Raw genomic sequence first — 12154 nt, 5'->3', positions numbered from 1 at the left:
CGGAGGATTCGTCACCTATCAAAATAGTCCAAGTTGCCCAGTCATGACATTTTCAAAATTGCCGCCGACAAAACCGAGAATACCTTCTGCGACCGGCTGCAATTGCTTAGTTAAGTAATGAGTATAGTCGAGAGGTGCGGTCATTGCCGTGAGCGGCTCTGGGCCAGCGAGCGTGATGACATAACGTATTGCGCTACCGCGTCGGAAGCTCGATTTTTGTCCTTGTGTGAGGGCAGCCTGTTCAGCAAGACGGGCGGCACGCACATGAGGAGGGATATTCTTTTCGTAGTCGGCCAGTGGACGACGTAAGCGTTTTTTATAGACCAGCTGATCGTCTAACTCACCCGCTAAAAGTTGTTGTACGGTGTGTTGCACGTACTCTTCCCAAGGTTGATCGCGAAAAATAAGGCCATACAGTGTCTGTTGGAACTGTTGAGCAAGCGGTGTCCAATCGGTACGGACGGTCTCTAACCCTTTAAAAACCAAACGTTCCTCGCCGTGATCGGCCACTAAGCCTGCATAGCGTTTCTTACTGCCTTGCTCGGCACCGCGGATGGTGGGCATTAAAAAACGACTAAAATGGCGCTCGTACTCGATCTCTAAGGCACTCTCTATCCCGAGTTGCTGCTGCAAGGTCTGTTGCCACCATTGGTTGATCAGGGCGACGAGCCGCTGACCAATCGCGTCAGCTTGCTGCGGATCGCAGTGCTCACCCAGTGAGATAAAGGTGGAGTCGGTATCCCCGTAAATAACGGTGTAGCCTTGTTGTTCGATCAGTTGTCGCGTCTGTTGCATGATGTCATGTCCGCGCAGAGTAATTGACGAGGCGAGACGCGGATCGAAAAAACGGCAAGAGGGCGTACCGAGTACTCCGTAAAAAGCATTCATAATAATCTTCAATGCTTGGGACAGCGGGGCATTTTTCTCGCGCTTGGCTTTTTCACGCCCCTGCTAGATCTGTTCAACAATAGCCGGTAAACAATGCACTGTCCGTGAAAACTGTGCCGAGAGGTAGCCTGGCACGGAAGGACCAGGATCGGCCAAGCCAACGATTAAGCCTACTGGGTCGATCAGAAAAGTTCGGATGATCGAGGGATACAGACTTTTATAATCCAGCACAATCACTGAACGGTAAAGACCGGGCTGTGAGTCCATCACAAATCCGCCTGGGCTCTGTTGCGGTGCAATATCACCGAGATTAGGGGCTACAAATCCTAAGCGGTGCATGCGGGGCAAGTAGAGATGAGTGAACGCAGCGATCGAGCCGCCGTGGCGATCGGCAGGCAGGCCGTTGGTACTGGCGCGTTCCAATAAAAAGGCCATCAGTTCGGTTTTTTGAAAAATACGCGTCACCAATTCACAATCTTTCAAGTTATAGCGGGCAAGCGCCACTTTATCTTGGCGGAAGCGCTGATTGATCTCGGCCATTTTATCGTGTGGTGTCGCGCTATCTTTACCTTCCCCCAATAAGTGTTGGGAGACATTTTCAAGGCTAAAAGAGGGAAAGTCCCAGAACGCTGATTTTAACGCCTCGATACCATCGATTATCCAGCGCCCGGCAGCTTGTGCGCTGAATACCCCAGGTTTGAAGCCGTGCTCTTGCCAAACTAATAAGCCACCGCCACGGCCTAACTTGAGAGGCAGACCGAATCGTTCAGCCTCACGGTGCAAGATGCGCAGATCGAATTGAATGACATTCCAGCCGATCAGTACATCCGGATCATGCATGGCCATCCACTGGTTGAGAGCATGGATCAGCTCCCGTGGGTGGGAGACATAAGTTAGGGTAAAGTCCGGCTGTTCTTCGCTTGGGGTAGGTGGCCCGAGCATATAGACTTGCCGCTGTCCGCAACCTTCTAAGCCAATACAGTAAAGCTCCCCGCGCTCGTTGGTTTCGATATCCAGCGATACCCATTTTAAGGTTGGTCGGTAGTCGGGATGAGGTTTTAGCCGAGCAGGTTCAGTCGCGGTACTATGACCTATCCAGACGGGCGCGGTGATAAAGCGCTCCATCATATAGCGGTCCGTAGGACGAATATCCGCCTCATAAAGCGGGATGGCTGCCTGCGCGAACTGCTGAGTGATGGCCTTGAGTGACCGTTGCTGATTTAGGTAAAGCGTCGTTTGTGGACGGTGAGAGAAATCTTTCAGTGCTGAATCGTGCAGGGTAATGCCTTGCTGGTCAGCCAGTAGGGCTTCTACTTGATTACGATATTCGGTTGGGAAAAAAGCGGTCGCCCGCTGCAAAGGCACCGAGACAGAGCGAGGACCTTGATCGGTCGCTAGCCAAAAGGAGACTTCAACACCCCGGGGGGTATCGCGCCAATGGCGGGTTAAGATAAAACCGGCCGAAACAGTCTCCATATCGCTTCCTCATAATTACGTATTCAGTAGACAGTATAAGCTAGCTGGAAAAGGACAACAGGGCTTTTAGTGGGGGAGGCTTCGGTGGGGATGGGAGAATAGGTGATATCACCATTATCAAGTAAGCGTAAATTCAGTTTTCGAGGTGTTCTTATGAACGGCTCTGCTGTCCATTGTCCTGCTACCACTCTGTGAGAGGGGGCTGTCACGCATAACATCCCACAGGACATAACCGTTTTCTCTGGCTTATGTCCTACCGAAGAAAAACTCAAAATTGACAGTGCCACCTCTATTCTCAGTGTAAAAATACTCGCCAAAGTTACCCTATTTACTCATACCATCCGTTATTAAAAGGGTAAAAGTGATAGATGTAGAAGCGACGCCAGCGAAGCCGCCTAAAACAAACCTCTGGCCGCTAAAACTGTCACCTTACAGTTTGGTAGAATAATTGAACGCTGAGAACCGGTATGAAATGTTTAGTCCTGAAAACGACCTTATAAATTTAGCCATTAATTTATATAGGCGATGCAGTAACCATTTTCCTCTTTATGAATAAAGGAAAAACCTCTCTGCCCTAAGTGCATACCGGCAATAATCAGTTTTTCATTCACAGCATGCTCCAATATCTTCATTCTTGTTTCTTTTGCTTGAACAGGATCATTATCAAAAAGAATGGATACCGTTGGTTGAGCGAGTTGAATGTGAGGGTAATGGACGATATCTCCCCATATTAATAACGATGTACACTCAGATTCGATAAGAAACCCAGTATGGCCTGGAGTATGGCCAGGTAACCAGACCGGCATAATAGCCTCAGCAATGTTCTCATCGTTTAAGAAAGAGACTTTTCCAGCATAAGCCTCTAATGTCTGGCGAACTAACCTAAAATTACGTTTCCCTCTCTCATCCGCCAAAGTGAATTGTTCATCATCTAGCCAGTGTTGTGCTTCGAGGGGATGAAGGACTATGTCTGCGACGTTAAAAACGCGTCTATTTTCAGCATCAAGTAGACCTCCGATATGATCGGGATGGCAATGAGTCAATAGAATAGAATAGTATCGATATCGCTTGGGCTGATACCAATTGATGCAAGATTTTCCTTAAGTTTCCCTGCCATACTATTACTTTGACCTATACCCGTATCGACTAAAATAACTCTGCCATTACCTTGAATGAGATAGCAATTTATATGAATATCATCAGGTTCATCGATTCCAGAATGATGTTGGATAATTTCTGCATCATTACGCTCAATGCCTGAAAGTAAATCTAGGCTTGACGTCATATCTCCGTCACTAATTGCCGTTATTTTAAAATCGCCAATTTGATAAAATGGAAAATAATTACTCATTAATGCCTCGGGGTCAGTGATGGGGAATTGATTTTACTAATATTAAAACGAGTACAGGGCATGAGGTGAGGGACTTATACCATTTTGAATTTAATTTTCTCACGACAGCCTTTATCTTTCGATAAATAAACAGTTAATTGAGATAACGCTCGCTATATTATTTACCGCGTAAATCGGTATGTATAACTCTCTTACCTTAAGCGTGTTAGGTTATCAGGCTCTGCAGTTGTTGTGTCATAGGTTCATAGACGCTTACCGATTCTATCTCTATGAATAGTTTCGCTATTTCTACTGGAACGCTATAAATAATACGATATTCAGGGTGTTTTTCTAATCCTACTGCATACAATTTCGTCCCGCTGAATCTCGTTCCTAACGCTGAGAAGTCTATCTTTTTTGTACTTATCACTAATCGTTGATCGGCTGAAATGGCTGGAGCAATGCCCTCTGTTTCATAAAGGTTACGATGCCAGTCACTAATATTTTTTTGCCAGCGAGAAAAGTATCCACCGCCTTTAAGATGGTAATCTTCGCTATTTAAAACCTTCGTGTTGTCAATGGTATGAATGGCAGATAGGCAGGATAACCTTCTTTGATAGCGCGAAATCGTTGAGATGTCTTGAAGCCTGTAACAGATATTAATGCCGGGAGTTTTTGTTGGCTGTAGAAAAAATTCCATTCATCTTCACTTTCTGAATCATTATATGAACATTCCACGATATAGAGCACAGGCTTACCCTCGTTTATATTTTTAATAAAATCAGCGGTAAATAATGATTTTTATCATGATATAAAGTTATCAACGTGCTTTAAAACGATTAAATTTCATGACTTAATGACATTACGTCACAGTAAGCGAGTTACAAAGACCAAATGGGAAAACAAATCTATGCGCAGAAAATTACCTAGCACGACATCTCTGAGAGCCTTTGATGCTGCTGCGAGACACGGTAATTTCTCAAAGGCGGCAGAAGAATTATCGCTAACAGAAGGTGCAATTAGTCGTCAGATCGCACGTCTTGAAGCCCTACTTAACTGCAAGTTATTTGACCGTATGGGCAGCAGAGTAAAGCTTAATCCTTTAGGTATTAATTATGCGCACCATGTAAGCGAATCCCTTTATTGGATGGAAAGAGATGCTCAGTCCATAATGGGCATGCCAGAGGAAAGTCGAAGTCTTGATATAGCGGTTTTACCCACTTTTTCGAGCCGCTGGCTTATTCCTCGACTTAATAAATTCAATCAGCTATATCCAGATATAACGCTAAATTTAGCGGCGCGAGCAGATCCGTTTATTCTTTCTGGAAGTGGTTTTGACGCGGTCATTCATTATGAACACTCTGCGTGGGCAGGTATGCGTGTACAATTTCTATTTCAGGAAAATTTACTTCCTATTTGTCATCCTGCACTGTTAAAAAGTGATGGTATTGACCAACAGTTAAACGAACTCCAGCTTATTCACAGACGACAGAACCACGATGCATGGCTTCAATATTCCCAAGAGAGTGGAATTCGTATAGATAATCCGATGAAAGGGAGAAAGTATGACCTTCATGAAATGGCTATTTCTGCTGTCATCGCTGGACAAGGTGTCGCATTGGTGCCTGGGATGTATGTTGAGAATGAACTCAATAACGGTTCGATTATTTCTCCTTGGCCAAGCTCAAGCAGGCTGAGTAAACAATTCAGCTTAATTAAACCTAAGGAAACAGGGATTAACGAAACGGCTTTGGAATGTTTCGAGCGCTGGTTATTGTCGGAAGTTGATACGCTGACTAACGTGAATAGAAACTAAGAGTATTGCAATAGAGAGCTGGAATTTTGGGGAATGGCGCTAATTGGTTGAATAAGTGAGATAGTAAGTCGTTAAGCTACTGCCATGGCCAGCGTGACGATTTATTGTCCACACGGCGACGTCGTACAGTCTTACCTTATTGATCAATCCCCTAACGGTTTCCCCCATCCCTTGGGGACATGACAAAATACTTTCTGATAGAACCCTCTTAAATTAGCGTAGAAATAGGCGCCACTTCCTCAATCAATACTAAACATCGCGGTAAGCGGTGACTGTCATGACATGGCAATCGGTTATAGTCATTCAACATCATTTCTGGCTGGAGGAGTGAATCTTGCGTAACGTCTTTTTTCTTTTACTACTGGTGGTGGCCGCGAACTGCCATGCAGAGCGGACCTTTGTTTTCTTCCGTCATGCAGAAAAACAGATGAATTTTAGTGGCCAGCTCTCGTGCCAAGGATTAAACCGTGCCTTGCGTCTACCTGGGGTACTCGTCCCTCGCTTTGGTAAACCGGACGAACTGTACGCCTCGGCACCCATCGAAGAGAAAGAGGGCAGTTCAATTCGGGCCGTTGCGACACTGATGCCGCTCGCTATTCAGACCTCTGAGAGCATAGGTTTACAATTTCATGCTCGCGATACCCATGCCTTAGTCAGTCGCTTGTTAGCGAGCGATAACCATCAAGTAACCTATATCGCCTGGGAGCACGATCACTTAGTTGACGCGGTAAAAGAACTGGTGGCGAGCACAGGGGGGGATAGCGTGCAGATTCCGTCTATTTCGCCGTTTGATTATGATTCGATTTATCTGGTTGAGCTTGATAAGCATCGTCGGTTCAAGTCGTTTACGCTGGAAAAAGAGGGGTTAAACCATTTACCGACGGCGTGCGTCAACCCTATCGCGCCAGAGTGAAGCGTAAAAATGAAACAGGGTTCGCTGAGGCGTTAGCGATTTTGTTTCGGAGTGTTTTAATATCGGTAACTTTACTTGACGTGGTCGGTACAGACCGCAACAATCCGAGCTCGAGAATTACGAGGAAAGTTAATGGAAGCCTGGATCCAACATTTATTAGAGCAATCGGTCGGCTGGGCGATAGGCGTTGTTGCGGTTGTGACCTTTTTGGAGTCCTTAGCCTTGGTTGGCTTAATACTGCCTGGAACCGTCATGATGGCTTCGCTCGGTGCACTCATTGGTAGCGGCCATATCAGCCTCTATCCAGCGTGGGCAGCAGGTTTTATTGGATGCTTGGTGGGGGACTGGTTATCGTTTTATATCGGTTGGAAATTCCAAGGTCCGTTACATCGCTGGAAGTATTTACAGAAACATCAAGCCCTGCTCAACAAGACCGAACACGCATTACATAATCATAGCGTCGCGACCATCTTAATTGGCCGCTTTGTCGGGCCTACGCGTCCACTTATCCCGTTGATTGCCGGCATGCTAGAGCTCCCAGCGAAAAAATTCTTACCCCCCAATCTTGTGGGATGCATTTTATGGCCGCCCATCTACTTACTACCCGGAATTCTTGCGGGGGTGGCGATTGATGTGCCTGCTGGCGCACAAGATAGTTTATTCAAATGGTATTTAGCCGGGGTGGCAGTGCTGATTTGGGTCAGTGTTTGGCTTGCTTGGCGCTGGTTACGTCCGGCTAAAGAAGCGGTCGCTAAGGGTTGGTTAACGCCGGCACGCCTACGCTATCTTGCGCCAATCACGGTGGGAATTACCGTCATCGCCTTGTGTCTATTGCTTCAACATCCAATGATGCCAATGTTTGGCCACTTATTGTGGAAAGTATTTATTGGCCATTAGTAGGCGGTACCCCTAACATTTTGGCGGCTTCACTGTCGCCTTTTTCCAGTTGCTGCCAGCTCCCACTCCAGGCGACCTCTCCTTGGTCAATCACAATACAGCGATCGGCAAGAAAACGAGCGTCCGCGAGTTGGTGCGAGACCATCACGAGAGTTAATTGATTCTCCTGACATAGCGCTTGAGTAAGGACTAACATTTCTTGGCGCAGGGCAGGGTCTAAGGCCGAAAAAGGTTCATCCAGTAGGAGTAAAGGCTGTTCGCGTAATAGACAGCGGGTCAACGCAACGCGTTGTCGTTGCCCACCGGAAAGCTGCGAAGGTAACCGATCCATCAGGGGCAATAGGCCAGTACGATCAGCTAATGCTAAAAGCTTCTCTTTCTGGGCGGCAGACAGACGCATGGCAGGGGATAAGCCGAGGGCGAGATTCTGTCTAACGGTCAGGTGGGTAAAAAGATTATTTTCCTGAAACAGCATCGACAGCGGTCGTTTGGCTGGCGCCAAGGTCGTCACGTTCTGATCCGCAATCCATACCTCTCCTTGGCTGGCAGGGATGAAACCGGCAATGAGATTGAGCAGTGTGCTTTTGCCCGCGCCGCTAGGGCCCAATATCACCACCCGTTCCCCCGCCGACACGGATAAGGTAAAACTTAGGGGTTGTTGTGGGTAATCACAACCTAGTTGATTTACGGTGAGCATCACGGTCCGCCAAGGTTTCAATAAGGATAAAAATCAGGAAGCATAGCAGTAATAAGAGTAGTGCAGTCACCGCCGCCTGTTGTGTCCGGTAAGCGCCCATCTGCTGATAGAGGTAATAGGGTAGCGTTTGAAAATCTTGGCTACCGAACAGGGCAATCACGCCGAAATCGCCCATCGACATTAATGAGGCGAACGCAAAGGCTTGTAACAGCGGCTGTCGCAGCGTTGGTAACTCAATATGACGTAACCGTTGCCATCCCGTTAAATTCAATGAGAGACACAGACGGCTATATTGATTCGCTAAGTCACGCATCGGGCTCTCGAGTAACTTACTGGCATAAGGTAATGCCATCAAGGTATTGACGATAATGACCAGATAGGTGGGTGAACGAGCAAGTCCGATGGTTTGGTTAAGGATCAGAAAAGCCCCTGTCGCGAGAACAATGCTTGGCACGCCTAAAATAAGCATTGCACTGCCTTCAAGACAACTGGCCCAGCCATACTGCTGTCGTCGACGGTATTCCCGTGACGTCCACAATATCATCAGGGTAATACTGACACTGAGCACGCCAGCGACTACAGCAATCTTAAGTGAAAGCGCGACGGCCTGCCATAGTGCCGGGTCGGTTAAGGCTGCAAGTGTCTGAGGACCGATGCCGGCAGTGATAACCGCGATAAGGGGCGGGATCAGCAATAGAAACAGAACCAGTAACGCTACCGCGTCGGTAATAGCGGCCCCTAGACCTTCCACTTTAGGCTGCCAAGTCTGGCGTAGACTGACCTCATGGGCGCGAAGCGGGGTCAACCAATGGCTGCATAATAATAGCCCACCGCAGCAGCACAGTTGAATAATGGCGAGTAGTGCAGCGCGACCCGGATCATAATCAAAGTTTAATGCTTGGTAAATTGCCAGTTCCAAAGTGGTCGCTTGAGGGCCTCCGCCTAAGGTTAAGACGATGGCAAAGCTGGTAAAACAGAGCATAAAAATCAGCACAAAAGCCGGGAAAAGTTGCCGTTTTAACCAAGGCCATTCAAGAAATTTAAACAGGTTCCATCCCTGAATGGCTAATTGATCGGCCAGTTGTCGCTGCTCATTGGGGATCTGCTGTAAGGCTTGTAATAACAGGCGAGTGGCGAGCGGTAAATTGAAAAAGACGTGGGCCAGTAGAATCCCACTCAGTCCATAGGGGCTAAAGGTATAATCGATACCGAGCCGATGACACAGCATGGCAAGCCAGCCTTCACGGCCGTAAACGGTCATTAAACCGAATACCGCGACCAATACCGGCAGAATTAAGGTCATGCTGGCAAGGCGTAACAGCAAAACCTTACCGGGAAAATGTCGCCGCTGTAATGCCCGGGCAATGGGAATCGCCAAACCGACGGCGATAAGGGCCGAGAGCGAGGCCTGTTTAAACGAAAACGCGATCAAATGATGGAGGTAGGCGTCTTCCAGTAGTCCCGTCAATGAGGGCAAGGGGGGGGCAAACAGCAGCGCGATAAGCGCTGCGCTAAGACAGACCAGAATAGTGAATGCCGCAATGCTGCCGGGAAGACGCCAACGATTCATTAGCGCGAAACAGCCATTTGCCATGACTCGACCCACGATGCGCGGGAGGCGGCCACTTGTGACGCACTATATTGCAGGGCTTGCTGTGGCACCGGAAGCTGCTCGATCGCGGCGGGTAGCGGTTGACGCGTTGCCGGGTACATCCAGTTACCCGTTGCCAAGGTTTTTTGGAAATCATCAGACAGCATAAACTGCATAAATTGATGGGCGAGCGCCGGTTGTGGGCTTTTCGCTAACTGGCCCGCAACCTCTACCTGTAAATAGTGGCCTTCTGAGAAGTTGGCAGCGGCGTAGTCATTATTATGCTCTTCCATAATGTGATAAGCCGGTGAAGTGGTGTAGCTTAGCACCAAGTCAGCTTCACCTTTCAAAAACAGCCCATAAGCTTCACTCCAGCCGCGAGGGATAGTTACCGTCTTTTTCGCCAGCTGCTGCCAGGCTTGGGCGGTTTTATCGCCAAACACATGGTTCATCCATAATAAAAGCCCCAGTCCCGGAGTACTGGTACGGGGATCTTCATAGATCACGCGCCACTTCTCAGGGCTTTCGACTAGCTCATGCAGACTTTTCGGCGGGTGCGGTAAACGTTTTTTGTTATAAACGAAAGCAAAGTAGCCGTAATCGTAGGGGATAAAAGTCTTGTCGGTCCAGCCATTAGGAACCTTAAGCTTTTGCGTATCGATATTGGCGGGGGCAAAGAGGCCGGTTTTGGTCGCGCTTTCTAACAGATTGTTATCCAGTCCCAATACCACATCCGCTTTACTGCGCGGACCTTCCATTCGGAGGCGATTAAGCAGCGAAATACCATCTTCTAGCGTGACATAGTGCAATGTACAACCACACTGTTTCTCAAACGCGGCCTTAATGGCTGGACCAGGCCCCCACTTTGACGCGAAAGAGTCATAGGTATAGACCGTTAATACAGGCTTAGCCGCCAAGGCGGGCAGTGCGGTAAGGGCTAATACTAACCCTGAAACAAACTTTTTAGTTGGAAACACTTTGCGCTCCTAGAAAAATATTGCTCGTTGGCGCAAAGGATCTGAGAAAGGTTCGCTCAAATCCCTCCGCCGGTATTAACCGGATCAGGTTCTACGGGTGTCTCTCAGCAGTTCGTGACTGCACCCCGTTGAGTCTGAGCATTCTAGGCAATTATTGAGTCAGAGGAAAGCAAAGATCATGAAAGGACGCGCAGCCAGAGCTGACTGCGCGCGAAGGAGCGATTAAGCACAGAGCTGTTCCAGTGCGCGATCGAGACCGCCTACTAACCAGTCGATATCGGCGGCTTGGAAAGCCAGAGGTGGGCGCAGTTTCAGTACGTTGCCATAAGGACCGGCAACGGATGTGAGGATCCCTTGATCCCGCAGGCGCTCGATCAAGTCTAGGGCTAACGCCTTATTCGGTTGCTTAGTTTCTGGATCGGTCACCAACTCGAAGCCAATAAAGAGCCCAGCGCCACGCACATCGCCGACACAGCGATACTTTTGTTGTAGATGGCGCAGCTCTTCAAGTAATCGAGCGCCCATCACGCGGCTATGCTCTTGTAAGTTCTCTTCTTGAATCACCTTTAATACAGCTTGCGCGGCCGCCATTGAAACAGGGTTACCGCCAAAGGTATTGAAGTAAGGGATATGATCACTAAACGAAGCAAGTACATCACTCTTCGCAAAGAGTGCCGAGACAGGGATCCCGTTCCCCATCGGTTTACCCGTGGTGATAATGTCCGGCACGACACCGTGCCGCGCGAATCCCCAGAAGGTATCCCCTGTGCGAGCAAATCCTGGTTGGACTTCATCGGCAATGAAAATGCCGCCATTCTGATGAACGACATCGATCGCCGCTTTAAGGAAGCCAGGAGGATTCGGTAACACCCCATCCGATGAGAAGATCGAATCGGCAAGGAAGCCCGCAAACTTGATGCCGTTTTGTTTCATGTCATCGATCTGTTTTTGAATCTCATTGGCAAACCACTGACCCGGATCGTTTGGGGTTAAACGATAAAAATCGGGCGCAGGCACCACGCGAGTAGTCGGTGCGAGTGCTTGGCCACTGCCCAGTGCAGGAGAGGCGCCGGAGGTTAATTCACTGGTGCCGTGGTATGCCTCTTGGGTGACGATGATCCCGGAACCGCCACTAAAGGACTTAGCGACGCGGATGGCCAGATCGTTGGCTTCCGAGCCGGTACACATGTACATCGCACGATCGATCTCTGCCGGGGTGGTCGCTAAGATAGATTCGGTATAGTTTAAAATATTCTCGTGGAGGTAGCGGGTATGGGTATTGAGCTGCTGCATTTGCTGGCTCACCGCCTCGACTACCGCAGGGTGGCAGTGGCCAATACTGGCGACATTATTGTAGACGTCTAAATATTTTCGGCCCTCTGCATCCCATAAATATTGTCCTTCCCCTTTTACCAAATGAACCGGATTACGGTAAAACAGGCGGTAGGATTCACCAAGGATCCGATCGCGTTTATCTGTAAGTTGACGGATTTCAGGGCGCAATGCCTCAGCATGTTCAGCGCGAAAGCTGTTGGTATCCATAATGGTGGAACGTGTGGTCATTATTTA

General features: G+C 48.4%; 8 protein-coding genes, 3 pseudogenes and 1 riboswitch. Of the genes and pseudogenes, 3 read left to right on the top strand and 8 right to left on the bottom strand.

All coding sequences use genetic code 11. From position 1 onward, the window contains the following. Window positions 1–18 precede the first annotated feature (18 nt). From HGT71_RS03590 to HGT71_RS03580, 3 pseudogenes are all read right to left on the bottom strand, one after another. Window positions 19–2364, bottom strand: a pseudogene (locus HGT71_RS03590) (DNA polymerase II). A gap of 509 nt (window positions 2365–2873) precedes the next feature. Next, window positions 2874–3715 (bottom strand): annotated as a pseudogene (locus tag HGT71_RS03585) (MBL fold metallo-hydrolase). Window positions 3716–3920: 205 nt separating this feature from the next. Next, a pseudogene (locus HGT71_RS03580) lies at window positions 3921–4444 on the bottom strand (sugar ABC transporter). 160 nt (window positions 4445–4604) lie between these two features. Between HGT71_RS03580 and HGT71_RS03575 the strand changes: the two are divergent. Beyond that, on the top strand, window positions 4605–5510 hold the full coding sequence (locus tag HGT71_RS03575; RefSeq protein ID WP_214216650.1) for a LysR substrate-binding domain-containing protein: 906 nt from the start codon (window positions 4605–4607) through the stop codon (window positions 5508–5510). A 39-nt stretch (window positions 5511–5549) separates the two neighbouring features. Here HGT71_RS03575 and HGT71_RS03570 read toward each other — a convergent pair whose 3' ends face one another. Beyond that, a complete protein-coding gene (locus HGT71_RS03570) occupies window positions 5550–5696 on the bottom strand; it encodes a hypothetical protein (protein ID WP_214216649.1) in 147 nt (48 codons plus the stop codon). A gap of 148 nt (window positions 5697–5844) precedes the next feature. Between HGT71_RS03570 and HGT71_RS03565 the strand changes: the two genes are divergently transcribed. Together HGT71_RS03565 and HGT71_RS03560 are read left to right on the top strand one after the other, a co-directional pair. After that, window positions 5845–6423 carry a histidine phosphatase family protein gene (locus HGT71_RS03565; protein ID WP_244986391.1) on the top strand — a complete coding sequence of 193 codons (579 nt, stop codon included), beginning with the start codon at window positions 5845–5847 and terminating at the stop codon, window positions 6421–6423. A gap of 132 nt (window positions 6424–6555) precedes the next feature. After that, entirely contained in the window at window positions 6556–7320 is a 765-nt protein-coding gene (locus tag HGT71_RS03560; RefSeq protein ID WP_214216648.1) for a DedA family protein, read from the top strand. Here HGT71_RS03560 and thiQ read toward each other — a convergent pair. The 4 genes from thiQ to HGT71_RS03540 form a co-directional block, all read right to left on the bottom strand. Then, window positions 7307–8017, bottom strand: a complete 711-nt coding sequence (thiQ, locus tag HGT71_RS03555; protein ID WP_214216647.1) for a thiamine ABC transporter ATP-binding protein ThiQ — start codon at window positions 8015–8017, stop codon at window positions 7307–7309. The genes HGT71_RS03560 and thiQ overlap by 14 nt on opposite strands. Beyond that, the gene (gene thiP, locus HGT71_RS03550; protein WP_214216646.1) at window positions 7989–9611 is read right to left on the bottom strand and encodes a thiamine/thiamine pyrophosphate ABC transporter permease; all 1623 of its coding nucleotides are present in this window, start codon (window positions 9609–9611) and stop codon (window positions 7989–7991) included. Before thiP ends, thiQ begins: the two co-directional genes overlap by 29 nt. Next, window positions 9587–10585: a thiamine ABC transporter substrate binding subunit gene (thiB, locus tag HGT71_RS03545; RefSeq protein WP_214216645.1), complete on the bottom strand. Its 999-nt coding sequence runs from the start codon at window positions 10583–10585 to the stop codon at window positions 9587–9589. The genes thiP and thiB overlap by 25 nt, the downstream gene beginning before the upstream one ends. A gap of 43 nt (window positions 10586–10628) precedes the next feature. Continuing rightward, window positions 10629–10723, bottom strand: a riboswitch (TPP riboswitch). 84 nt (window positions 10724–10807) lie between these two features. After that, on the bottom strand, window positions 10808–12148 hold the full coding sequence (locus HGT71_RS03540) for an aspartate aminotransferase family protein (RefSeq protein ID WP_214216644.1): 1341 nt from the start codon (window positions 12146–12148) through the stop codon (window positions 10808–10810). Window positions 12149–12154: the final 6 nt, after the last annotated feature.

Origin of the sequence: Rosenbergiella epipactidis, from assembly GCF_018494055.1 — a bacterium.
Taxonomy (GTDB): Bacteria; Pseudomonadota; Gammaproteobacteria; order Enterobacterales; family Enterobacteriaceae; genus Rosenbergiella; species Rosenbergiella epipactidis.
The sequence above is the reverse complement of the archived record's forward strand: the minus strand, read 5'-3'. Positions and strand labels throughout refer to the sequence as shown.

Excerpts from the sequence above, each read along its gene's own strand:
- thiQ (WP_214216647.1), bottom strand. The coding sequence starts at position 8,017 with ATGCTCACCGTAAATCAACTAGGTTGTGATTACCCACAACAACCCCTA.
- HGT71_RS03540 (WP_214216644.1), bottom strand. The coding sequence starts at position 12,148 with ATGACCACACGTTCCACCATTATGGATACCAACAGCTTTCGCGCTGAA.
- HGT71_RS03575 (WP_214216650.1), top strand. The coding sequence starts at position 4,605 with ATGCGCAGAAAATTACCTAGCACGACATCTCTGAGAGCCTTTGATGCT.
- thiP (WP_214216646.1), bottom strand. The coding sequence starts at position 9,611 with ATGGCAAATGGCTGTTTCGCGCTAATGAATCGTTGGCGTCTTCCCGGC.
- HGT71_RS03560 (WP_214216648.1), top strand. The coding sequence starts at position 6,556 with ATGGAAGCCTGGATCCAACATTTATTAGAGCAATCGGTCGGCTGGGCG.